Below are 21434 nucleotides of genomic sequence, written 5' to 3'. Positions count from 1 at the left end.
GTTAGTGGAATATACTCATAAAAATCCCACTATTTAGCCATGGTATGCCAGTTTCGGAAAAAAACAACTTTTTTTTGATTTTTGTTAACTGGACTGAGTTTATAGCAACTTCCTACTGGACAGAATAACCGAAATAATTATCATTATACTGATTTTAAAGAAAAAATAAGGATATTATCATGTCAATACCGGCTTAAACCTCAAAGTAAACTAGATAAACAATCTGTTTCACTTACAAATCGGCAACCAATAGCCAGCGCTATAGGAGTATTCATGTTCAGTCAGGTTGACATTGATAGTTTTGGCAGTTTTACAGGATTCAGTTGGAGAAAGAGCCTTAAGGATGCAGGCAACACCGTCCAGAATTTAAAGAGGCTCAACATTCTCTACGGACGAAACTACTCTGGTAAAACTACACTCTCGCGGATTTTCCGTGCTTTGGAAACAGGGCGCATTCCACACAACTATATAGACCCAAATTTCATTATTCGCGGTGATAAAGGTGATGTTACACAGGCAGGCCTTGCCGGTCATAGCTACGATGTTCGTGTCTACAATCGGGACTTTGTGAGCGATAATCTAAGCTTTTTGGTCAATCAAACCGACGGAGAGATCAAGACGTTTGCTATCGTTGGTGAAAAGAATAAAGAGATCGAAGATGCCATTATCGCAATCCAAACTAAGCTAGGCAGTATTGAATCGAAGGCGGGCCTCCGACATGAACTTGAAGCCAAAAAGAAAGAACGGGATCGAACGAAACACGATTATACTACTGCGTTTAATGATCTAGAGGATAAACTTCGTTATCATGCCAACAGAAAGATTAAGCAGAACCGCATCTACGGCCCTGCTGTCTACAACGTAGAAAGCATCAAAAGAGACATTGACTCAGTCAAAAAACCTAGCTTCATACCGCTGACAACCGAAGAACAAGCATCCAAAGTCAACCTTTTGAAGCAAGAAGCCCTACCTGATATCACTGAGACCGTATCAATAAACCTCAACATTGAGGCAATAAACAAGGTGGCTGAAGAACTCCTTTCAAGATTGATCAAGCCAACTACGGCAATTCAGGAACTGTTGAATGATGCGGCTCTTCAAACGTGGGTGAAGCAAGGCATACCGCTACATAAAGATAAGCGGGACACTTGCGCCTTCTGTCGTCAGAATCTTCCTCATGATATCTGGCAGATATTAGACTCTCACTTCAGTAAGGAATCCTCTGATCTGGAGTCGTGTATCGATTCATGCCTGACTTCCATCGCCACCGAAATCCAAGCCATTCCTAACTTCTTGACTTTGACTGCCGATAAGTTCTATGCAGAAGAAAAAATCTCATTTGAAGCCAGAAAAAGAGCACTTGATGATTACCTGAAAGGCTACATGCAGGCTCTCGAAGCTCTGAAGGCTGCATTGGAGAAGAGAAAGAACACCATTTTTCAGCAGGTTGCCATACCTGTTTACATTCACTATTCGACTGCAATTCAGCAATGCGTGGGCGACATCAATGAGCTGATCGCTAGAAACAACAGCCGTACAAGTTCACTGGAAAAAGATAAAAAAACTGCACGCGAATCTCTTCGGCTCACCGATGTGGCTTCCTTTATCGGAGACATTACCTACGATACTGAGTTGATCCGTATTACCAGTCTCAAAACAGATGCTGACAATGCCAACACTGCATTTACCGAGACAGAAGTCGATATTATCGAACAAGAAGCCGAAGTGACCCGTCTACAAGGCCAACAGATGGATGAAAGCAAGGGCGCGAAGCGAGTGAATGACTTGCTCAGTCACTTCTTTGGTCACGATGGAATCAAACTTGAAGCCAAAGACAATGTTGAGAAGACTTCGGTTAAGTTTGAAGTCACCAGAAATGGTGAATCAGCCTATAACTTGAGCGAAGGCGAATGCAGTCTGATTGCTTTCTGCTACTTCATAGCCAAGCTGGAAGAGCCAGACAGCAAAGGTAAGGCTATGATCATTTATATAGATGACCCAATCTCCAGCCTAGACGGGAATCACATCTTCTTCATGTTCAGCTTGATTGAAAGCCTGATTGCGAAACCCATCAAGAATGCAGATGGAACAAACAGCTATCGCTACAAGCAGCTTTTTATATCCACCCACAACCTAGATTTCTTGAAGTATCTAAAGAAAATATCACTTCCTAATGAAAAGAATCACGGCGGATGCCAACATTTCATCGTGGAGAGAAACGGAGGCGCAAGTCAGATATCCCTGATGCCCTCTTATCTGCGAGACTACATCACAGAATTTAACTACCTATTTCATCAGATTTACAAGTGCCGCAATCAAGGCGGAGCGAATGAATCTCATGAACCATTTTATGGATTTGGTAACAACCTCCGTAAGTTCCTTGAGGCATTTTTATTCTTTAAGTTCCCGCACCAAGATGACAAGAACGATGCCTTTGAACGGATCAAGAAATTCTTTGGCGAAGAAGATCCGACTGCAATAGCTCTTGTGAATAGACTTAATAACGAGTTTTCACATCTCGAATCGATTCCTGATCGTGGATTTAAACCTGTGGAGATTCCAGAAATTTCCAAGGTGGCAAACTACGTGTTGGAGAAGATTTATACGGCAGATCCGCATCAATACAATGCGCTATTGAAGAGCATTGGTGAACCACCTAGGACAGCTTAGGAAAAAGGGCACAAAGAGTTTTTTGCGGTGAATGAGGCGCTATTTGGATCAGGAATACGCCTCTCAAGTGTGCCGAAAGAGTACTCACTAATATATGAAAAATCGGAACTATCAAAAAGAGTGTGGATATATAGGGTCAAATCCAGGTACTAAAATAGTTATGAATACTGAACGTCCGTTGCTCGCTCAAAGCAGACTGTCAGATTTGATTGTGTACTGCCAGTGAAAACCGTCAGATCAAGTCTGAGCTAATACAGCTTATTACCTCCGCTATTAACGATTTAAAAAGAATCAGACACAATAAAAACCGTACCGACATCAGAGCATGACCAAATGCTATCCCCTTTGAGATTTTTATCCTTAATCATAAAACGCTCTGAAATAGCCTTAAAGCCCTGCTGATTCGCTAACTCATAATATTGCTTATAGATAACATGATCCATGTATCTCTTGTAAATAGTCCCTCCGGGCTTGATATCATCTTTAAATTCTTTATCAGTCATAGACGAAACAATTTCTTTATATATATCATCATTGGTCATTTTTTCAGAAGCTAATAATTCAACAGAAAATTTTAACTTCTTATTGTCAGGATCAACTTGCTTAAAATACGCTGCATAGCTAGGATTTTCTTCAATTCCTAATGCCTGTAGGTATGATGCCACACCGACCACAATTTCATTAGTCGTACAGACTGGATTACCCGGTTTATCCCTTGCATTACTTATTGCATAAAAGGCTAGTAGTATGAATATAAAATACTTTTTCATATAAAAACTTCCTGTTATGTGAACATGTAGCATATTACTACTAATATTATTCGTCCGCGAGAAAAAGGGTTACTAACCCCCGCTAGCTTTCCTGAACGCAATATCAGCGCGGGTTTCCTCATCCCTGCATTTTTCCACCAGCCGATCAAAAAATGGGCGCCAGTTGTTATTCCAGGTGCGTTCCTGTAACTCTGGTAGCAGTGTATGTATAGCCCTGTACGCCTTGGTTCCCGGCATCCTCCTGAACCCCCGACCATTACAACGTTCACATTCTCGATCTACCGGTACACCCTGCAGCGCTGATTTTTCAACGTCACGCACACGGCCAGTACCGTTGCAGCGGCAACGGGCAACTATTTGGCCTTTTCCGCCGCAGTGTGCGCATTTTTCTCTTACACACCTGTGCTCCGTCCGCGGCTCTATCACCATTTCCCCCGTCTGTTTGTTAATGTAGCCTGGGTATTTCACAACATCGCGCCACACTGAAACAAAACCAACACCATAGCAATGCTGGCATTCGCTGACCGTGGCCGCAGATCGGGAGTACTCTTCAAATGCCAGTGTTGACAGTACAGCGAGGCATTTATGTAATTTGCCGCCCGCGGCTTTAACTACAAGTTTCGGCGCCGTCCGGTGCGCGTAACTCAGCAGATACCCGATTGCCCGCTTGCGATCATCGTCGCTGATCCCTGCTTTAGCGAGAAACGCAGCCAGCCCGAAACGGGATTTAGACTGACAGAACCCAATGGCCGCCATTAAATCAGTGCCACTCAGACTGTCGCCAGTTGTTGGTACCGCTGCATCAACGCAGGGGCTTTTTGGATTGAAATATTTAACCGCTGATTCCAGTTTCACGCCGCTAACTCCTGCATTTTTGCGATCGTGATCACCCCACAACCAAAGGCGTGATCGAGAAGGCGAAACAGCAATTCCAACTGGCTACCGTGCTTCTCTTCAAATGCCCTCGGATCCCGGTGCAGTTCATCATGTTCCCGCCGGCAGAGAGGGATAGTAAAAATATCATGGGCTTTTGTTCCCATCCCGCTCATGCCATAACCAATAATGTGATGAGGATCGTCGGCGGGACCGCCGCAACACATACACGGCTGAGATTTAACCCATTGCGTCCACTTCTTACAGACCCAGCGCCGCCGCTTCGGTCGAAGCATCAGGGACTCAGGAGATTCAGGATCGATGCGCAACGCCAGTACCCGCGCTGCGGCCTTCTGGATGATCTCAGTTGCCGCCCGCTCGGGGCAGATCGCGGACTCCTGCATCGCGCCGGTTTCAATTTTCGCCGGGGGCAGTTTTAGTACGCGCCTGGCTGGCGCGTCCGGCATAGCATCTATCACACCGCGCAACGTCGCCCACCAGCACAATTCTGGTAACGTCAGCTGGTGACCCTCCGGCAATGTCAGCGCTATGCGGGCAGCGTGAATTATCCAGGCCGCTGCGTTGGCCAGCGCCAGCGCATCGAGGCGGGGCAGCGTCATTTCTCTGAGTTTGTTGTCGTGATACTCACACAAACACACTGCGCCAGCGCCAGCCAGCCGTACTGTATGCTGGTGGGTGTGACTATCAGCCCCGTTCCACTGGCACGTTTTCAGCCCATGAACCCACCAGGCCAGGTTATCCCGGCCGCCAGCGGCCGCTATCACCTCTGTAGAGGAAAAAAACGGCATCAACGCGGGATCATCAGCGAGTGGCTGGTCAGTATCAGAAATCAGCCCTGTCGGTAGCGCGCGCAAATACTCCGGTTCACTGCTAATCAGCACACGGCGACCACTGCTAAACATCGGCAACAGATCACGACCAGGTTTAAACACGACGATCCCGGCGCGCGGGGCAACATCTGGAGTTAACAGCGCTCTCATGCAATCCCGTCCCGTACCCTGCTCAGCAACTGGCGCGCGCGCTCGTCAGCGCCATCAGCATCAGACAGTAAATCACTAATCACGGTCAGCGCCTCGTCACGTTGAGCCGCTGGACTATCGCGGCCTATGATCGATATTCCCCGCGCGGCGCCGCGCGAAATCTTTATCAGTCCTTTCCTTTTAAACGCCGCCAGATGCCCCGCAGCGGCATTCGCGGACGCCAGCCCCATGGCTGTGGCTAATTCCATGCATGTTGGCGGATAGCCATTCCGATCCACCAGCTCAACCAGTTTGTTGTAAACCTCCTGCTGGCGAGGCGTTAACCGGTTTTTATTAAACGCATTCATCACCTGGTACCCCGTAAATTTTTAACCTGCTCCAGCCGGTCTGTTAAAAAAGTCAGCTCTTTCGTGGCGCACTCTGTAGCCATCTTGATGTCATTCAGTTTAAATTGCGCCGTTCTGATACGGCCCCGACAGTTAACCTCTTCACGTTTTAGCCTCTCCAGCCCGAGCCGGTGATCGGTTATCTCCTGGCGTAGCTGGCGCAACTCGAAATCAACAGTTGTTTCACCTTTGCACACGGAGTTAATCCAGTCGAATGCATCGACAACCGCACCGCAGCGGCGGCATGTCAGTTGACGTAAATAATCATCCACCAGCAAATGCGCATGGGTGCAGCGGGGATCACGGCTTTTAGCTGGTGGCACCGCAACAAAATTACGCATTTCCCTGATATCGCTACTACTGTCGAAACGTCCAGTAAATTTTAGAACGTTTTCGCTATTATCAGGAATGTCAGTTTCATCTGTCATGCAACCTCCTGAGAATGACCTGTGCATAACTCGGGCAGGTTGGCCTCCACCAGCGCGCGTGCAAACGGGGGCGGAACGGCGTTACCACAGCGCGCAACCTGCCTGTCGTGGTATTGAGATCGGCTATAGGGCGGATTGGCGAACGCAGCACCACCAAGATCAGCCAGGCGTGCTGACCAGTCCTGGGTTAGCGCGTTATCTTCTGCTGTGTACCACGCCGGACATTTTGCGCTGCAGTCGTCAGCAAACAAATCAAGCACCAGAGGGCCAAACATTGCATTGATGCCCCAAAACAGCAGCTCCGGTGTACACCACTGATCGCCTACATTTTTCAAAAAATGAGATGGCTGTTTTTTTAGTTCATTCAGTTGTTCAATATATGGGTTTATATCCAGTACATCTGGAGGAAAAACAACGGAGCAACTGGTCACACGCCATCCTCCCCTGCATTGCACCGACGCCGGGCGGCGGCCAGCAATGAATCTAACTCCCTGGTTCGGGGGCTACCGCCCAGGGATGTCGGGGTTTTGTTCAACGTGTAGACCGGTCCTGCCTCGCCGGCGCGGCGCGTCAGTATGTTTTTGCTCTGCAGGTAATCCAGGCGGCTGCGTAGCGAACCGATGTGTGTTGCGCGGGTTTTATTGATCTCCGCGTGCAGTTCAAACACATTCATTTCACGTTGTTCCAGGTGCTGAGTAATCAAATCTGTGACTAAAATTTTCATGATGGGATCCTCGTCCGTTCTTCGTGCGCCTGGGCCACCGCCTGAGCCCAAATTGATTTCCAGGATGCGCGGGCGGTGTTCTCGTTCATCCGTCCCAGGCCGATCTTGCCTGCTGCAATTTTTGCCAACTCTTCAACGCGGCCAGCGGGTTTATGACCCTGGGCGACCAGTCGGGTAAATGCCGCGTCCCGTTCAACTGCGTCAACCGGTACTGTCGGCGACTCGCCGGGTTTTAACCACCGACCATCGACGCACGCCGGGCGCCCGCTGGTGTTCCAGCGCCGCGCTCTCTCAAAATAATCCGGGAAATTCTCAGGACTAAAAATCGTTTTGGGTCGCAAGTAATCGCACATCCGTGGATCGTTGAGCCATTTTGCCGTCAGGTAATCAACCACCAGGATCAAATCATCTGCGACAAATTCCGGATCAGACAGCCGCCCACGGATATAACCCATAGTGGTTTTGCCGTCCCTATATCTGGAACCCGTCACGTTGTTGAAATAATCGAGAACTCGCTGAGCTGGGTCGTCAGGCGAGCCAGCCTGACAAGAGATCTTTTTATCTGACGGATCTTGTTTTGAATTTAATAACGGATCGGGGCCAACTATTGACCCCCTCTCCGGGCTCTCTTTTTCAATATTTGATCCCTCAACCGTTGACCCCTCAACCGCTGGGGGGTCAATATTTGATGGGTTATTTATTAGGGGGTCAATATTTGGGGGGGTGTTTCGTTTTTTCTGTTTTACCGCCTGCCGCGCCGCCGCCGCCGCCGCCGCCGCCGCCTCCAGCTTTTCAATGTTCAGATGATAGAGGTTGCTCAAACTGCGACCATTGACCCGGCGCCCTGTTTTAACCAGCCAGCCGGCGGCTTCCAACTCAGTTATTGCAGCAGATACCGTCGCTTTGCTCTTTGCGCCAATCTGCCGCTGTATTGTCTCAATTGACGGCCAGGACAACCCTTCATCATTGCTGTAATCGGCGAGGCGGGCCATGACTGCGACGCGCGACAGGATCATTCCGCTGTGCGCGCAGCCTTCCCAGACCAATCCGTGTAATTTACTGCTCACTGAATCACCTTTACTTTGCTGCAATTGAGAGCGTCAGCCCTCCACTCTCTTAAATTTTTTCTTCCAGTCGCGCCGCGGACATACGCACTCATGATCGTAGTTTGGGCGCCGGAAAATAACGCGCTGGTTTGTTGTATCAATCCCGACCGTCTCAACAATAACGCCGCGTCGGTCGCGGTACCTGGCGATCCACGGCTCAATAAGTTCATTTTCAATAAATCCCCCTCGCCGTCCTTCCGGATTGCTTCCTGAGCATCAGGCAATCCGGCCTGTTTCCGCTGGCGCGCGCCCAGGCGGTTGAACCTACCCACAGTTTTCATGACAAATCTGTGGTTACACGAAACCCACTGCCCGTCTATCATCTGCTCATACCGAAACAAATAACGGCCAACGCCCGGAATAACCCGGCACCGCAATTGCGGAACCGTTTGTTTTGTGTATAAAATGCTCACGCGGTAAATTCTCCACACTCAGCCGCATCAGAACGCCTCAGACTGCAATCAGGGGCGTTCATCCTTTCTGGCGGGCAATAAACGCGATACAACAGCGTTAAGTGCTCCTGCCACTTCGTCATAACTAAATAACTGTTTTCGTTAATTTTATCCCTCTCCTTTTCGTCAATCACACCAACCGCTTCAGCCCGCCGGATAAATTGAGAATGACGCCCGATCAGTTCGATAGACTCCAACAAGCGATCGTTGATGTCACCGTTATCAACATCACCCGGATCCACCAGCGGCACGTTGACGCTGTTAGAATTCCGCGAAACCGCATCAGCAATATGAGTTGAGCCAGTAGCCTGTTGCAGCACCATCGCCCAGCCTGGCGGGAATATCTGATCACCATCTGTGCGCAGGCGATTAAATAACGTGGATTTACCAACACCCAGGATCTCTGCGGCTTCGTCATAGCCACCGGGTAGCGCAGTGATCGTTTTTCTGATTGCGTTCACAATCCATGCTGGTTGTTTTTCAAATTTCCATTTGTTGTTTCCCACAGTTAACACCCTCCTTGTGTGGTTTTATTGCTCATCAATAAACGTTAGGCTGCTCCTGCTGCCTGTTGCCGTGCTGTTTCTCGCAGATAGCCCCAGTCAACATCCGGGCGCAGTTCTTCGCACGTAACAGCCCCTAAAGTTGCTTTTTCAATATCAAGACAACGCTCTGCTGGTATTGGTCTTTTTCCACTAACCCATTGATTAACTGTTGGTGGAGATAGACCTAAACATCTGGCCAGTGCAGCCTGACTACCAACACTCTGACAAGCTTTCTCTATTGCCAGATTGGTTTTTAGTTTTTTCATCACATTCCGAGACCTTACATACGGTTCAATAATGTTAGGCTAAGCCTAAGCTATAGTCAATAGGAATTGCCTAACGCAGTAAAAGAATGGATCATTAGGCAATGCTTAGCGGTAAAGATTTAGGCCGAGCTATAGAGCAGGCCATCGAAAAGAAATTAATTAAAGGAACTGCCAAAAGTAAGGCGGAGATAGCTCGTCATTTCAAAATAAAACCGCCGTCTCTTTATGACTGGACAGGCAAGGGATCAATATCAAAAGAAAAACTTCCCGAGTTATGGAAATACTTTTCTGATGTGGTTGGGCCAGAGCATTGGGGGCTGAAATCTTCCCTCATAAGCGATACATCTGTACCTGTAGATACAGATGTGTTGTCCTCCAATCGAGTTTTAGAGCTATACAAAATAGCACCAAAAGAGCGCAAGGCGGTTATTGATTATCTGTTATCACCTGAGTCCGAAAATGAACCCGCATGGGCAGATGCGGATGCGCGAGCTTATGTTATTGCGCTAGATTCCAAAGCTCGTCAATGGCTCAAAGATGAAGAAAACAGATTAGAGCGAGAGTTTTCCGGAAAAACAGGGACTTAAATTGATTTTCAAAAACGGTGAAAAAACCATCTAACCCACAATATTAATATATTAAATTCATATATATCACATGGTTATTTGCATGTGATATTTTTTTTGCGCCAATCATTAGGCTTAGCCTATTGACATAACATTAGGCTAAGCCTAGTATAATTCCATCAACAGCGAAGAGGCAGGACGCTAGGGGCGTATGAAAGCCGAATGATTCGCTATTACACGACCGCAGAGGGACAGGTAATGGGTTGCGATATTCACATGATGGTTGAGATCAAACACGCAGTAGATGGAAAGGAATCTTGGGTTAATTACGATCATTTCCGAAAAAATCCATATTTCGGACAGCCCGAAGAAGCCGAGTATCTACGCATAGAGCTATGTGCTGACAGAAATTATGCGGCGTTCTCACAGTTGTGCGGTGTTCGCTCCTACTCAGAAGAAACCCCCAAAATTTCCGATCCGCGCGGGATCCCTGATGATGCCTGCGAATATACAAAATCAATATCAGAGCATTGGGGCGATGATGGGCATTCTCATAGTTATGCCACCCTGGCAGAAATCCGGGCATTTCGCGCGGACCTGCAACCCATGCCATTTAACGGGATGATTACAACGGAGCAGGCTGCTGAATTGGATGATAAAGGAATCCCCCCCGCTCCTGGTGCGGTTATACAAACATTCCCGGACATGTGCACAGGGAATGGATGGATACGGTCGATGCACTGCGCTGGATCCATGAGGCGCTGGAGAGTAGAGCCATTGAATACTGGTGGCAAAAAGAGCGTGTTGATGCTGAAAAAGTTCGCATAGTGTTCTTTTTCGATAACTAACCCCGATAGCGCCTGCAACAGCAGGCAGGAAACCTGACGGGTTTGCAAGATAGAAGATTTAATAAGGTGATTTTATGAAAGTGGAATTGATCGTGGATGGAAAGATCAAAGCCGATTTCTCGGGGAATGGCGACTCTTTACGCTTTCAGGCCGCTGCGCTTTCGGCACTGGCTGATTCAATAGAAGAACACAAAATCAAATGCGCCGAAAGGACGCGGCAAAAGATAAAAGCGCTTGATAACATTTATTTCAAAACGGGTCCCAAGGGTCGCCAGAAAGAGGGGCCAGAAGCATAACCGTTTGTCTTATCAGTGATTCTTGGTGGGGGGTAAGTGTGTCTGAATTAAGTTTTTGTTTGAGGGAGTTGATTTCTGATACGTATTCATCTGGGGAAGTACCTTCGCTAATTGCTATTGAAATTCGCTTTATCGCGTATTCAATGGCATCAAGGCGAACACTTAAATAGTCAGCAGTCATCTGTTTATCTTCTTGGATATGTGAGAACTCCAAGATACCACTGCCGTCTGAGGTGGAGAAGCAACCAGGCCTGATATTGCTGTGTGTAGTCTTGGCGGTTGCCGGATCTTCAACCAACACCAGGGGAGAGAGAAGATAATGTTCTACCGGCGCCGCCCTTTTTTAACTAATCAAAAAAAACGTGGAGGGATTCGTGTTCTATTTGGGCATCGTAGGAATTTTGGCAATGGTTATCGGGTGCGGCATTGGCCTGCTGGCGTTCAGCCTCGTTATAGCCGCCAGTAAAGCTGATAAATAATTGTGGGCTCACGGGGCGGCGCCACAGTAAATCGATCCGCCCAGTTGATAACTTCGTCGCATTGACTGGCACTCCAACCGGGCTGGCTGTGAGGTCAGCACTTATTGTGTGGGGAAATTACAGCGACCACCGCTTAACCGAGAGGAAATACTATGAGTAATGATCGCATGACCGTGGTTCCTGATTTCTTGGGGGAACTGGATGCCGGCGTGTTCATGAACAAAATCGCCGCCGCGCTGAATACCACCGCGCTGGGCGTTCTGAACAACGGCAACAAAGGCAAACTTGTCCTGACATTCGACATGGAACGTATGGGTAATTCTGTCGAAGAAAAACGCGTAAAAATCAAGCATAAATTGCAGTACGTATGCCCAACCCCACGCGGAAAAACCACTGAAGAAGACACCACTGAAACACCAATGTGGGTTAACAAAGGGGGCAAGCTCACCATCCTGCAGGAGGATCAGGGGCAACTGTTCACTATCAACGGCGCTACAGACGGAAAGCTTAAAGCGGCGCAGTGAACCGCTGATAACTAATTCACTGACACTTATTCGATTATTTGTTAATAAAGGAATTTATATGTCTCAGGTAGACAGCGGTACTTTTCAGCAGGTCAAAGATCTGGTTCTTTCTGGTTATCACCTGAATGATATTAACAATCTGGCTTGCCCCACAGCTTTACTTCCTGCAGGAACGGGCATTGAAAGCCTTGAGCGATTTTCTCTTGAACGCTTTCGTTTCCGTGGAGCCATGACAACAACCAGCATTGATGATTTTGCCCGTTATTCTAAAGGGTATGCCAGTATCGATAAACCGGCCCGTTGCTTTATCGATGCGGACAATATGACTGCGCGATCCGTGTTCAATATTGGCACACTGGAGAATCCGGGTCACGCTGATAACGTTGCCGCAATCACCCTGAAGCAGACTGCGCCTTTCCGCGCGCTGCTGGCGATTAACGGCGACCGCCTGAGGCAAAAGCAAATCGCTGAATGGCTGGAAGACTGGAGTGATTATCTTCTGGCATTTGATGCAGATGGTAACACTATGCAGATTTCTCAGGCAGCCCAGTCCGTTCGACGCATCACTATTCAACAGGCCACTCAGCAAGATCATGAAGACGGTGATTTCAGTGGCAAAAAATCACTAATGCAGAGCGTTGAGGCCAGTAGTAAAGACGTTATGCCGGTAGCGTTTGAATTTAAGTGCGTTCCATATGAAGGGCTTGGCGAACGCGCCTTTAGCCTTCGAAACAGTCTGCTAACTGGTGACGAGCCGCGCTTTGTTCTGCGCATTGTTCAGCTGGAAGCGCAGGAAGAAGCGATCGCCAACGAATTCCGCGACCTACTGATCGGCAAGCTCGATGGGGAGCCAGTGGAAACCTTTATTGGTAACTTTAAAGCGTAATTATTCTACCTTAATTGCCCTGCGAGTCAGGGTAATTAGTGAAGCGCAATTCCTTTAATTATCGCCACCCGGCGAGGGATTCGCACAACCCAAAATCGTGATTGCAGTAGCGGTTAACAACGTGTGGAGAACGACCATATGTCATGGATTCAAACATTATCGGGAAAGCATTTCAATTTTAAATATATCGATCCGGATATTTTTATTATTGATGATATTGCCAGCGCACTGTCGAACCTGTGCCGATTTACTGGCCACCTCGACGCGTTTTATAGCGTTGCTGAGCATTCTGTCCACGTAAGTAACATTGTACCACCAGAGTACGCCCTTGAAGCCCTGTTGCATGATGCTGCTGAGGCATACTGCAATGATATTTCCGCGCCGCTGAAAGCCCTGCTTCCTGACTACCGGGAGATCGAGGCGCGTATTGATGCCGGGATCCGGGAACGGTTTGGACTGCCTCTGATTCATAGCGTGCCGGTCAAATATGCCGATCTGATTATGCTGGCAACAGAGCGCCGTGATTTCGATCTCGACGACGGCACGCCGTGGCCTGTACTGGACGGGATCCCCTGTACTGATTTCATCATTTCTCCACGCAACCCCCGACAGGCGCGCGCCATGTTCCTGCAGCGCTATGAAGAGTTAAGGGAGGCAGCATAATGACTGAAGTGGCTATGTTTGAAAAAAAATTCTATCAACACGGCACATTTGCCGCCTGGCAGGCGTGTAAGCAATGGCTCAGTGATAACGGCTATAGCTATGGATCCACCAGCGCGCACTCGTTTTATGTCGGTGTACTGAAGGGTCGTTATGTGATCGCCAAATGGCACAACTTAACACAACAGGAGATCCGGGAATTGGACGGCTATGTTGTTGGTAATTATCGCGATGGCCCTGTCGAGGTCCGGCTTAAATCAGCACCTGGTGTTGGTCATGAATGAGCGCGAGTATTTCGTTATCAGCGTGAACCATAACCAACGCTCTGATCGCTACATAATCCTGTGGGCGGCTAATGATTGTGGCTATGTGGGGCGCATTGAGAACGCTGGGCGTTATCCCGAATCGCGGATCCGTTCAAAACTGGGATATTACAACTGCGGTCGTTGTGCCGTCGCAGTTCCCTGCGATGTCATAGAGCGAATTGCTGTGCCGGTTGATTCGAAATTTTTTGATACGGACGATGGCCGCTGGGTGCTGAACAACCGCAAAAACTGGCAGGTAATACTGAGAAATGTTATCGAGCGGCCACAGTACAATCCTGAACCGGAATACCGCGGCGCGCGGCGTCGTATCGAGGAATAGTTATGGACATAGATCTTTTTGAAACGTCATATCTTCACCCTGCCCCCGCAGCAGATGCGCTGGAAAATTTGAGCATGCAAATTCGCCGATTAGTGCGCGCGCTGAAAAAAGCTAGTCCTGACCATGAGTTAGTAAGGAGCGTGCCGGAATATATGTCGCGCCGGGGTTACTGGCAGGCTAGCGACTGCCTGCGCGGCAATAACGAGAGGGGGAATGATCGCCCTATCCTTGATATGTGCTGCGGCTCGCGGATGTTCTGGTTTAATAAATCAGATCCCCGCGGGGTGTTCTCTGATATTCGTAGCGAGACGCATGAGCTATGCGATGGTCGCGCGCTCCATATCCGTCCAGATGTTGTTGCAGATTTTCGCCGCATGCCGTTTGTTAATAACCAGTTCCCAGTTGTGGTGTTTGATCCCCCTCATCTTGCCCGCGCCGGCGAAAAAAGCTGGATGCGCAAAAAATATGGAGTACTGGACAAAAACACATGGCGCGATGACATCCGGGCTGGTTTCTCTGAAGCATTTCGCGTATTGCGTCCACACGGCGTCCTTATATTTAAGTGGAATGAAACCCATATTCCCATAGGTCAGATACTCCCCCTAACCGATCACCATCCGGTTATTTGGCAAAGGACGGGCAAGGGTGACAGGACGCATTGGGTTGTTTTCGTAAAGGGGGAGCATCATGTCTAAATCAGCAATGAAATACATGGTTAGAGCATGGAACAAAGAACTTAAAAAACCTGAATGGATGATGGGTAATAAAAAACACCGCAGAGCCTGTGCGCGTGATTTCGCGGCTACCAGTATTGAGCTTGATAGTGACATTATCAATCAAGACGTCGCGGACGACCGACTTAATGAGGAATTGTTAGATTGGAATGAATAAATAAAAATCTCGTTGCAGCGGGTAGTAATAAGCGTGGAGGATACAACGTGAGCAAATTAATGAAGGCCACTCAGTGGGCTAAACGTGAATTTGAAGCGGGATCGGAGCCAGACACCAGGACTATTAAGAAATGGGTCCGGGACAATCTCGTCAAAGGGCGAATTGTCGATGGCCATGTCTGGATCTGCTCTTCTGAAAAATGGGGCGTTGAGTCCGATGTAAATATGGCTGTTCGTCGGTTAATTAACGAGACCTAAAAAATGTCACCGCGCCCACGGAAAAAAGAATATCGCAATCTCCCAGAATACCTTGGGTATGATAAAAGCAAAGGGGTTTACCGCCTTACCCTCATTACTGGGAAAAGAGCAGATATGGGGAAAGATCGCGCTATCGCAATAGCAATAGCGCGTGAATATAATTATCAAATGCGGCCAGAGAGTCGCATTAGTATCAATTCACTAATAAGAGCGTCCGGCGGGATATCCGGCGAGGCACTGCCTTTTAGCGAACACGCAGACCATCTGTTGCAGAGAGCAATAAAAGAGGAACAGCCAGCTACCGATACACTGGATAAATGGAATAACGACATTGAGCGCGTTAAAAAATATTTTACAATGCCTGCCTGTGATATCGAGCTGGAACACGTTAACGGCTATATCAATGAGTATCACGCGGAGGCGTCTGCAAACGTCCAGAATCGCAAAATTGCATTTCTGAGTAAATTATTTAGTTACGCTGTCGATGAATCGCTAATGTTTGATAACCCCGCGACGCGCAAAAAGAAAAAACGCGTCGAGGGAAAAACCCGCCGGCGCCTTACACTGCCCGATTTTAATAAAATTCATGCGATTGCTGAGCCGTTTTTACGCACAGCAATGGATCTGGCTCTACAGACCACCCAGGCCAGGCTGGAAGTGTCGCGGATCCTCTATAACATTCCCTGCCCTAAAAACGGCGTGTGTGGCTGTGTCTGGTTTGAACAGCCAGCAAACGGTATCTATGGCACGCTGTTTATCCATCGCCAGAAAGTGCAGCACAAAGAGGCGTCCCACGTCGCTATCCCCATTGGCCCCGAACTCAAGCGCATTATTGACGAAAGCCGCGATAACGTCGCCAGCCCTTACGTTGTTCACCGGATCCGCGACCGCAATAATAAACTCAGTAAAGAGGTGAACCATCCCACACAGGTGGCCCCGGACTACCTGAGCCGGTCGTTTTCTGAAACTCGGGACCTGGCTGGTGTGGCTGCGCATCTACCTGAAAAAGAGCGGCCAACATTCCACGAGATCCGCGCGCTGGCCGCCCACCTGTTTAGTGTCCAGGGCATAAATCCGCAGGCGAGAATGGCGCACAGCGACGCAAAATCAACGCAGATTTATACGGAGAATCATCTGGAGTGGATCGCCGTTCCGCACGCTGAAATTAAAGCCGGTTAACTCGCCAGTGGATGAAAAACATAGGGGGTGAAACCCCCTGTTAACTCATTGATGTATATAGCGTGAAATATGTAAAAAATGCACTGTTTGTAAACACAGTGAAAAGCCCCGGAAGCCGCGTGGGGAAAGGGCTGAGACGAGATAGGGGCGCTGTCATGGGGTGTCCGGGGTCGGAGGTTCAAATCCTCTCGTGCCGACCAATAAATATCCCCGTCATAGCAGCGTTTGATGAGAATCAAACGCTGCTATGACTGCTGTTTTTTCACTCCGTTCACAGTTGCTGTGAATACACCCGCATGACTGTTAGTCGCCCTGCTCCTATCGCTCGCTATTCGCTCACTAATGCTTTTCTACCAGGCTGCGCTACGTGCCGACACATTCCATAGGCAATAAAAAACCCGCCATAAAGACGGGTGTATATTAGTATTGCTTAGTTAGAGCCAGAGGCACTCGTTGCGGAGTTCATGTCGAGCGTCAGATTCTGCACAGTACTATTGAAAACAGCCTGTGTTTTATAATCAAGCATTCGATCCACTACACATCCCTACCGATGACAACACCGGAAAGTTGACCGGTACCCGCGTTCATGGTGCAATGATGATTGAAAAGGTGTTCGATTCCTCTTCTCCTTATTTATACAAGGCTGTAGCTACAGGACAGAAGTTGAAATCAGCCGAAATCCGCTGGTACCACATCAATGATGCAGGACAAGAGAAGGAATATTTTAATATGTTGTTGGAAGGCGTTAAGGTTGTTTCCGTCAGTCCATCAATGGCTGATGAAGAAAAAACCAATCATACAGAGCACGTTTCCCTACGCTACGAAAAAATCACCTGGAAGTACTGTGATGGCAATGTACAGTTTACTGATGCATGGAACGAGCGAACAACGGCATGATTACGATAACTCCGGAACTGCTTTTAAAGGTAGCCGCTCCGCTGTATATAAGTAATATAAATAAGAGAAATATCCAGCAAACTGACTGCTACGCGCTTCCATTTCATATGAACCACTGGTTTTCAGTCTATGATATAAACCGGAATAAATTACGCGTAGCCCATTTTCTGGCTCAGGCTTGCTGTGAAACGGCGGGATTTCTGGCGCTCCGAGAGGATACTGACGGGAAAAAATACGAACCAACAACCAATGCCGGGCGAAGGGTAGGCAATCACCTTCCCGGAGATGGACCTAAATTTATCGGGCGTGGTTTGCTGCATCTTACAGGTAGAGAAAATTACGAAAAGTATGGAAAAATATTAGGCGAAGATCTGGTTAATCATCCTGAGACCGTCGCAACCAATTTTTCCATCGCCGTAAGGACTGCGTGTGCGTTTTGGGTTAGCAGAGGATTAAACACTAAAGCTGACAGGGATGATTTTGATGGAATATGCCATCTGATAAATGGCGGACCTACAGGAAGGGAAAGAAGACGAGACGCACTAAAAAAAGCAAAAAAGGCGCTCCAAATTTCATGAATCATGGGGGCGTGAAACGCCCCTATGTTTTTAATTTTTAGCCTTCATAATCAACAATATATACTGACCCAATACCAATACCTCTGAAGCCTTCATCAGCCGATGGCATGTTAAATGCTTCATATATAGCAGTTACCCCTTTACTGCTTTTAACTTTGTAGTATTCATCATAAACAGGATTTTCCATATATTTTTTAAAATCATCTGATGGACTACCCTGAAAAACAACCTTTACCTTGGCTTTTGTCATTCTTTCCGATGCGAGTCGGGTTACAGTGAATTTCAGTCGGTTATTATCGATATCGAAAGCGTCAATATATCCCGACATCTTGCCTTGCAATTTATGATCTTTAATAAATTTATCTTTTTGAGGATCGGCAGCTTCTGATCTAAGCGCATCATAGACCTGCATAACAATTTCTTTGTCTGGAAGTGGGGGGGCCGAGTATGCTTCATTGTCGGCATTACTCGCTGCATTACCTAATGTAGAAACGGCCATCAGAACGCAAAAAAACAACCACTTTTTCATTCTCTTAATTCCTCAGAAAAAACAGGATAATAGTGTACACGGACTGCTACCATCCCGCAAAAAGCAATTTTATGGAAAGTGTTATGATGTTGCTTTCCTGAGCGCAATATCAGCGCGGGTTTCCTCATCCCTGCATTTTTCCACCAGCCGATCAAAAAATGGGAGCCAGTTGTTATTCCAGATGCGTTCCTGTAACTCTGGTAACAGTGTATGTATAGCCCTGTACACCCTTGTTCCCAGCGTCCTCCTGAACCCCCGACCATTACAACGTTCACACTCTCGATCTACCGGTACACTCTGCAGTGCTGATTTTTCAACGTCACGCACACGGCCAGTACCGTTGCAGCGACAACGGGCAACCATTCGACCTTTTCCACCACAGTGTGCGCATTTTTCTCTTACACACCGGTGCTCCGTTCCCGGCTCTATCACTATTTCACCGGTTTGCTTATTAATGTAGCCAGGATATTTCACAACATCGCGCCACACTGAAAAAAAACCATAGCAATGCTGGCATTCGCTGACCGTGGCCGCAGATCGGGAGTATTCTTCAAATGCCAGTGTTGACAGTACGGCGAGGCATTTATGTAATTTTCCGCCCGCGGCTTTAACTACAAGTTTCGGCGCCGTCCGGTGCGCGTAACTCAGCAGATGGTCATGTATTCAATGTGTAGATCTGGTTATTGTAGGTAATACTCACGCTCGATGAATGTGCCGATAACCTTATCGTGCATTTCCGCTAATTTTGAGTATCCGAGAGTCTTGCGATTTAGTCGCTTTAACCGGTTACGAAGGTTCAGGTTTTCACGTTCAATGCGTTTGCCAGTATGTGTCTTTTATCCGGCAGCATGTCCCAGGCGCTGAAGTTATCTGTACACCAGAAGGCCAGCGTTGCCGCTTTTTGCTTCCCACAAATGACCACATTTCATCAACTTTGCAAATGAGCTGAATTTGCAGGTTATCCAGAGGGAGAGTGGTTACACATCGGGGCGAGAGTTTTTTAACGTGCGCACGACAGCATTAATGCTGATATGTAACGCCCGTGCGGTATCCCGGATACCGGCATTGTTCATTGCAAGGTCAACAATTTGCTCTTTCATACCCGGCCGGCAGGCTCGATAAGCGTAATTAAGCTGGAAAGTACGACAGCATGACTGACAGCGGTAACGCTGGTGCCCGGCCTTACCGCTCCCATGTTTTTTAACAGCATCAATACGTTCACAAAAGGGACATTTCACGTCAACCAGAGCCATAAATCCTTACCCGTAAAATCGAGAATTATACAGACATGTCAACACATTGAATACTTGACCCTTTTTTCTTCATCCATCTTCACCAGTAGGATTGACCGATTATGATTTTTGGAGAAAAATAGCTGACTTTTTTAAAAGTCCAGATATCGAAGGCATTACAGGCATTTCACTTTTAATTATGTGTCCCCTTATCACTATAATTTCTTATCAGATCATAATTAGATTCATTGAACGCCAATTAAATTATCCGCGTAGTAAGGAAGGATAAAAAAACATACGGCAGTAATTAGAAAAGTGCACCGATAGCGGCGCTCCTTTTTCATTATGATTTAACATTCCAGTCGTCAGTATATTGGATATTACCATCCACATAACGCCGGGTAATTTTATCGTACATCAGAGAAATCGAATTCATGTAATTTATCTGCTCGTTCCCGGTCATTTTTGTGCCTGGCATACCAGGATTAACACCTGTGATTTTTACGCCCTCTGCGGGCATCACAAAATAACATTTCTCCTGACCTGCGTGATTGATTCTATACCACCGAATTTCAGCAGATTTTAACGTCTGTCCTTTAGCGACAGCATTGTACATATTTTAACCACATATACGCGGAAATTGGCACTGTAAAACGCCTTTTTATCTGTCAGAAAAGATAATTTGCCAGCCTTGATAATACAGAAAATTATTTAAGATAACGAATACTGATAGTGTCGCCCCGGCGCAGCATCAACACAGCGACAAGTCTGCGGGCATGATTTTTGTCACTGGTGCGTTCTGGGCGCTAAAATTTCTCAAGGCAACGATCATTTTGTCGTCTCGCTGAAAAACATTTACCCTTCACTAAAAGAGTCATCGTCTCCCATCTGTCGATTACTTTTTGCTATCACGAATCTAACCTGATTAAATCATGCTCTGATGAAATAAGCAGAGTAGATAAGTATGGATAACCCACTGACAGCCCGTCATCTGTTACCCTGTGACCCGGCATTCGACCTGGTCATTCCGCCTGCCGCGCTGAATTTTTTAAGTGACATTGCCACCTTTTCTCCTGCCGAACATCCCGATGTTCTTCTGTTGCGAGCGAGCTACCATCCACAGCATTTTTGTGAATCCCTGTTTAATGATTTTGATCTCTCCCTTCCCGCTCATCTGCACAAGGCGGTCAAAAAACGCCGGGCCGAGTATCTTGCCAGCCGGGTTTGCGCGCGTTTTGCACTCAGTCTGATGGGCATTGATAACTTCGTACTCAGCAATGATGTCACACGCGCACCTGTCTGGCCTCTCGGCATTATCGGTTCACTTTCCCATACCCAGCACCGTGTCTGCCTGTTACTGGCTCAGGCGACCTGCCGCAAACTGTTGGGGGTTGATTGTGAACAATTGATAAGCAGTAATACGGCTGATGACATACAAAAAATGATTATCAGTGAGAAAGAGAAAGCCGTTTTACAGCGCAGTGGATTACCTTTTACCCACGCACTGACCATAGCATTTTCAATAAAAGAAAGTCTGTATAAAGCGATTTTTCCCTCCCTGCGAGAATTTATGGACTTTACTTCCGCGGAGATCGTCGATTGCGCCCCCGCCGCCAGCACCATTGTTCTCAGGCTCACCCGCCATTTCTCTACAGATTTTCCTGCCGGACGACTTTTTCGTGGACATGTGCAATTCCAACAAGACGAAGTGCTCAGTTGGGTGGTTACACCATGGGCATAAAAAAA

Annotated in this window: 29 protein-coding genes and 3 pseudogenes; 17 read left to right on the top strand and 15 right to left on the bottom strand. The window is 47.5% G+C overall.

Going from position 1 to position 21434, the window contains the following annotated elements; genetic code table 11:
* The first annotated feature begins 273 nt into the window (after nt 1-273).
* Complete coding sequence (locus EH228_RS08840; RefSeq protein ID WP_152321305.1) at nt 274-2670, top strand: AAA family ATPase; 2397 nt, start codon at nt 274-276, stop codon at nt 2668-2670.
* A gap of 281 nt (nt 2671-2951) precedes the next feature.
* Here the strand turns inward: EH228_RS08840 and EH228_RS08835 are convergent, their stop codons facing one another.
* The 9 genes from EH228_RS08835 to EH228_RS20720 form a co-directional block, all read right to left on the bottom strand.
* The gene (locus EH228_RS08835; protein WP_152321304.1) at nt 2952-3440 is read right to left on the bottom strand and encodes a hypothetical protein; all 489 of its coding nucleotides are present in this window, start codon (nt 3438-3440) and stop codon (nt 2952-2954) included.
* 72 nt (nt 3441-3512) lie between these two features.
* Nucleotides 3513-4295: an antitermination protein Q gene (locus tag EH228_RS08830; RefSeq protein ID WP_152321303.1), complete on the bottom strand. Its 783-nt coding sequence runs from the start codon at nt 4293-4295 to the stop codon at nt 3513-3515.
* Nucleotides 4292-5314 (bottom strand): DUF968 domain-containing protein, encoded by a 1023-nt coding sequence (locus EH228_RS08825; protein WP_152321302.1) that lies wholly within the window; start codon nt 5312-5314, stop codon nt 4292-4294. The genes EH228_RS08830 and EH228_RS08825 overlap by 4 nt, the downstream gene beginning before the upstream one ends.
* Nucleotides 5311-5661, bottom strand: coding sequence for a LexA family protein (locus EH228_RS08820; RefSeq protein ID WP_240116261.1), 351 nt, complete (start codon nt 5659-5661; stop codon nt 5311-5313). The genes EH228_RS08825 and EH228_RS08820 overlap by 4 nt, the downstream gene beginning before the upstream one ends.
* A complete protein-coding gene (locus EH228_RS08815; RefSeq protein ID WP_152321300.1) occupies nt 5661-6128 on the bottom strand; it encodes a hypothetical protein in 468 nt (155 codons plus the stop codon). The genes EH228_RS08820 and EH228_RS08815 overlap by 1 nt, the downstream gene beginning before the upstream one ends.
* Nucleotides 6125-6463, bottom strand: a complete 339-nt coding sequence (locus EH228_RS08810) for a phage N-6-adenine-methyltransferase (protein ID WP_240116259.1) — start codon at nt 6461-6463, stop codon at nt 6125-6127. The genes EH228_RS08815 and EH228_RS08810 overlap by 4 nt, the downstream gene beginning before the upstream one ends.
* Before the next feature lie 92 nt (nt 6464-6555).
* Complete coding sequence (locus tag EH228_RS08805; RefSeq protein ID WP_152321299.1) at nt 6556-6852, bottom strand: hypothetical protein; 297 nt, start codon at nt 6850-6852, stop codon at nt 6556-6558.
* Complete coding sequence (locus EH228_RS08800; RefSeq protein WP_152321298.1) at nt 6849-7919, bottom strand: conserved phage C-terminal domain-containing protein; 1071 nt, start codon at nt 7917-7919, stop codon at nt 6849-6851. The genes EH228_RS08805 and EH228_RS08800 overlap by 4 nt, the downstream gene beginning before the upstream one ends.
* A gap of 33 nt (nt 7920-7952) precedes the next feature.
* Complete coding sequence (locus EH228_RS20720; RefSeq protein WP_338030648.1) at nt 7953-8060, bottom strand: DUF4222 domain-containing protein; 108 nt, start codon at nt 8058-8060, stop codon at nt 7953-7955.
* On the opposite strand from EH228_RS20720, the gene EH228_RS20715 reads away from it, so the two are divergent.
* A complete protein-coding gene (locus tag EH228_RS20715; RefSeq protein ID WP_338030647.1) occupies nt 8010-8171 on the top strand; it encodes a hypothetical protein in 162 nt (53 codons plus the stop codon). The two genes, EH228_RS20720 and EH228_RS20715, sit on opposite strands and share 51 nt — an antisense overlap.
* A 196-nt stretch (nt 8172-8367) precedes the next feature.
* On the opposite strand, the gene EH228_RS08790 is transcribed toward EH228_RS20715, so the two are convergent.
* Together EH228_RS08790 and EH228_RS08785 are read right to left on the bottom strand one after the other, a co-directional pair.
* Nucleotides 8368-8916 (bottom strand): YmfL family putative regulatory protein, encoded by a 549-nt coding sequence (locus EH228_RS08790; RefSeq protein WP_152321297.1) that lies wholly within the window; start codon nt 8914-8916, stop codon nt 8368-8370.
* Nucleotides 8917-8960: 44 nt separating this feature from the next.
* The gene (locus tag EH228_RS08785; protein WP_152321296.1) at nt 8961-9221 is read right to left on the bottom strand and encodes a transcriptional regulator; all 261 of its coding nucleotides are present in this window, start codon (nt 9219-9221) and stop codon (nt 8961-8963) included.
* A gap of 101 nt (nt 9222-9322) precedes the next feature.
* Here EH228_RS08785 and racR point away from each other — a divergent pair, with 101 nt between their 5' ends.
* From racR to EH228_RS08715, 14 genes and pseudogenes are all read left to right on the top strand, one after another.
* Nucleotides 9323-9808: a DNA-binding transcriptional repressor RacR gene (gene racR / locus EH228_RS08780; protein ID WP_152321295.1), complete on the top strand. Its 486-nt coding sequence runs from the start codon at nt 9323-9325 to the stop codon at nt 9806-9808.
* 201 nt (nt 9809-10009) lie between these two features.
* Nucleotides 10010-10615, top strand: a complete 606-nt coding sequence (locus tag EH228_RS08775; RefSeq protein WP_240116258.1) for a hypothetical protein — start codon at nt 10010-10012, stop codon at nt 10613-10615.
* A gap of 94 nt (nt 10616-10709) precedes the next feature.
* Nucleotides 10710-10931 carry a hypothetical protein gene (locus EH228_RS08770; RefSeq protein ID WP_152321294.1) on the top strand — a complete coding sequence of 74 codons (222 nt, stop codon included), beginning with the start codon at nt 10710-10712 and terminating at the stop codon, nt 10929-10931.
* A gap of 631 nt (nt 10932-11562) precedes the next feature.
* Nucleotides 11563-11934 (top strand): hypothetical protein, encoded by a 372-nt coding sequence (locus EH228_RS08765; RefSeq protein WP_152321293.1) that lies wholly within the window; start codon nt 11563-11565, stop codon nt 11932-11934.
* Between the two features lie 58 nt (nt 11935-11992).
* Nucleotides 11993-12820, top strand: a complete 828-nt coding sequence (locus EH228_RS08760) for a YfdQ family protein (RefSeq protein WP_152321292.1) — start codon at nt 11993-11995, stop codon at nt 12818-12820.
* Nucleotides 12821-12958: 138 nt separating this feature from the next.
* Nucleotides 12959-13483: an HD family hydrolase gene (locus EH228_RS08755; protein ID WP_152321291.1), complete on the top strand. Its 525-nt coding sequence runs from the start codon at nt 12959-12961 to the stop codon at nt 13481-13483.
* Nucleotides 13483-13764 carry a hypothetical protein gene (locus EH228_RS08750; protein WP_152321290.1) on the top strand — a complete coding sequence of 94 codons (282 nt, stop codon included), beginning with the start codon at nt 13483-13485 and terminating at the stop codon, nt 13762-13764. The genes EH228_RS08755 and EH228_RS08750 overlap by 1 nt, the downstream gene beginning before the upstream one ends.
* Nucleotides 13757-14125 (top strand): hypothetical protein, encoded by a 369-nt coding sequence (locus EH228_RS08745; protein WP_152321289.1) that lies wholly within the window; start codon nt 13757-13759, stop codon nt 14123-14125. Before EH228_RS08750 ends, EH228_RS08745 begins: the two co-directional genes overlap by 8 nt.
* Nucleotides 14126-14358: 233 nt before the next feature.
* Nucleotides 14359-14820, top strand: a complete 462-nt coding sequence (locus EH228_RS08740) for a class I SAM-dependent methyltransferase (protein WP_152321324.1) — start codon at nt 14359-14361, stop codon at nt 14818-14820.
* On the top strand, nt 14813-15016 hold the full coding sequence (locus EH228_RS08735; protein ID WP_152321288.1) for a hypothetical protein: 204 nt from the start codon (nt 14813-14815) through the stop codon (nt 15014-15016). Before EH228_RS08740 ends, EH228_RS08735 begins: the two co-directional genes overlap by 8 nt.
* Before the next feature lie 47 nt (nt 15017-15063).
* Nucleotides 15064-15273: a hypothetical protein gene (locus EH228_RS08730; protein ID WP_152321287.1), complete on the top strand. Its 210-nt coding sequence runs from the start codon at nt 15064-15066 to the stop codon at nt 15271-15273.
* 3 nt (nt 15274-15276) lie between these two features.
* Nucleotides 15277-16452 carry a tyrosine-type recombinase/integrase gene (locus EH228_RS08725; protein WP_152321286.1) on the top strand — a complete coding sequence of 392 codons (1176 nt, stop codon included), beginning with the start codon at nt 15277-15279 and terminating at the stop codon, nt 16450-16452.
* A gap of 534 nt (nt 16453-16986) precedes the next feature.
* Nucleotides 16987-17349, top strand: a pseudogene (locus EH228_RS08720) (Hcp family type VI secretion system effector); the annotation flags it as partial.
* Nucleotides 17346-17927, top strand: coding sequence for a glycoside hydrolase family 19 protein (locus EH228_RS08715; protein WP_152321284.1), 582 nt, complete (start codon nt 17346-17348; stop codon nt 17925-17927). The pseudogene EH228_RS08720 and the gene EH228_RS08715, both read left to right, overlap by 4 nt.
* Nucleotides 17928-17964: 37 nt before the next feature.
* On the opposite strand, the gene EH228_RS08710 is transcribed toward EH228_RS08715, so the two are convergent.
* From EH228_RS08710 to tssD, 4 genes and pseudogenes are all read right to left on the bottom strand, one after another.
* A complete protein-coding gene (locus tag EH228_RS08710) occupies nt 17965-18456 on the bottom strand; it encodes a hypothetical protein (protein WP_152321283.1) in 492 nt (163 codons plus the stop codon).
* Nucleotides 18457-18537: 81 nt separating this feature from the next.
* Nucleotides 18538-18819, bottom strand: a complete 282-nt coding sequence (locus EH228_RS20825) for an antitermination protein Q (RefSeq protein ID WP_152321282.1) — start codon at nt 18817-18819, stop codon at nt 18538-18540.
* Between the two features lie 317 nt (nt 18820-19136).
* Nucleotides 19137-19709: pseudogene (locus EH228_RS20820) on the bottom strand (IS1 family transposase).
* A gap of 322 nt (nt 19710-20031) precedes the next feature.
* Nucleotides 20032-20304 (bottom strand): annotated as a pseudogene (gene tssD / locus EH228_RS08695) (type VI secretion system tube protein TssD); the annotation flags it as partial.
* A 348-nt stretch (nt 20305-20652) separates the two neighbouring features.
* Here tssD and EH228_RS08690 point away from each other — a divergent pair.
* Nucleotides 20653-21429, top strand: coding sequence for a 4'-phosphopantetheinyl transferase family protein (locus EH228_RS08690; protein ID WP_152321281.1), 777 nt, complete (start codon nt 20653-20655; stop codon nt 21427-21429).
* The last annotated feature ends 5 nt before the right edge of the window (nt 21430-21434 follow it).

Origin of the sequence: Erwinia endophytica, from assembly GCF_009295515.1 — a bacterium.
Taxonomy (GTDB): Bacteria; Pseudomonadota; Gammaproteobacteria; order Enterobacterales; family Enterobacteriaceae; genus Erwinia; species Erwinia endophytica.
The sequence above is the reverse complement of the archived record's forward strand: the minus strand, read 5'-3'. Positions and strand labels throughout refer to the sequence as shown.

Bases quoted from the DNA above. Each gene is read 5' to 3' on its own strand.
- EH228_RS08840 (WP_152321305.1), top strand. From the start codon at position 274: ATGTTCAGTCAGGTTGACATTGATAGTTTTGGCAGTTTTACAGGATTC.
- EH228_RS08835 (WP_152321304.1), bottom strand. From the start codon at position 3,440: ATGAAAAAGTATTTTATATTCATACTACTAGCCTTTTATGCAATAAGT.
- EH228_RS08825 (WP_152321302.1), bottom strand. From the start codon at position 5,314: ATGAGAGCGCTGTTAACTCCAGATGTTGCCCCGCGCGCCGGGATCGTC.
- EH228_RS08820 (WP_240116261.1), bottom strand. From the start codon at position 5,661: ATGAATGCGTTTAATAAAAACCGGTTAACGCCTCGCCAGCAGGAGGTT.
- EH228_RS08815 (WP_152321300.1), bottom strand. From the start codon at position 6,128: ATGACAGATGAAACTGACATTCCTGATAATAGCGAAAACGTTCTAAAA.
- EH228_RS08805 (WP_152321299.1), bottom strand. From the start codon at position 6,852: ATGAAAATTTTAGTCACAGATTTGATTACTCAGCACCTGGAACAACGT.
- EH228_RS20715 (WP_338030647.1), top strand. From the start codon at position 8,010: ATGATCGTAGTTTGGGCGCCGGAAAATAACGCGCTGGTTTGTTGTATC.
- EH228_RS08785 (WP_152321296.1), bottom strand. From the start codon at position 9,221: ATGAAAAAACTAAAAACCAATCTGGCAATAGAGAAAGCTTGTCAGAGT.
- racR (WP_152321295.1), top strand. From the start codon at position 9,323: ATGCTTAGCGGTAAAGATTTAGGCCGAGCTATAGAGCAGGCCATCGAA.
- EH228_RS08775 (WP_240116258.1), top strand. From the start codon at position 10,010: ATGATTCGCTATTACACGACCGCAGAGGGACAGGTAATGGGTTGCGAT.
- EH228_RS08770 (WP_152321294.1), top strand. From the start codon at position 10,710: ATGAAAGTGGAATTGATCGTGGATGGAAAGATCAAAGCCGATTTCTCG.
- EH228_RS08765 (WP_152321293.1), top strand. From the start codon at position 11,563: ATGAGTAATGATCGCATGACCGTGGTTCCTGATTTCTTGGGGGAACTG.
- EH228_RS08760 (WP_152321292.1), top strand. From the start codon at position 11,993: ATGTCTCAGGTAGACAGCGGTACTTTTCAGCAGGTCAAAGATCTGGTT.
- EH228_RS08755 (WP_152321291.1), top strand. From the start codon at position 12,959: ATGTCATGGATTCAAACATTATCGGGAAAGCATTTCAATTTTAAATAT.
- EH228_RS08750 (WP_152321290.1), top strand. From the start codon at position 13,483: ATGACTGAAGTGGCTATGTTTGAAAAAAAATTCTATCAACACGGCACA.
- EH228_RS08745 (WP_152321289.1), top strand. From the start codon at position 13,757: ATGAATGAGCGCGAGTATTTCGTTATCAGCGTGAACCATAACCAACGC.
- EH228_RS08740 (WP_152321324.1), top strand. From the start codon at position 14,359: ATGTGCTGCGGCTCGCGGATGTTCTGGTTTAATAAATCAGATCCCCGC.
- EH228_RS08735 (WP_152321288.1), top strand. From the start codon at position 14,813: ATGTCTAAATCAGCAATGAAATACATGGTTAGAGCATGGAACAAAGAA.
- EH228_RS08725 (WP_152321286.1), top strand. From the start codon at position 15,277: ATGTCACCGCGCCCACGGAAAAAAGAATATCGCAATCTCCCAGAATAC.
- EH228_RS08715 (WP_152321284.1), top strand. From the start codon at position 17,346: ATGATTACGATAACTCCGGAACTGCTTTTAAAGGTAGCCGCTCCGCTG.
- EH228_RS08710 (WP_152321283.1), bottom strand. From the start codon at position 18,456: ATGAAAAAGTGGTTGTTTTTTTGCGTTCTGATGGCCGTTTCTACATTA.
- EH228_RS20825 (WP_152321282.1), bottom strand. From the start codon at position 18,819: ATGGTTGCCCGTTGTCGCTGCAACGGTACTGGCCGTGTGCGTGACGTT.
- EH228_RS08690 (WP_152321281.1), top strand. From the start codon at position 20,653: ATGGATAACCCACTGACAGCCCGTCATCTGTTACCCTGTGACCCGGCA.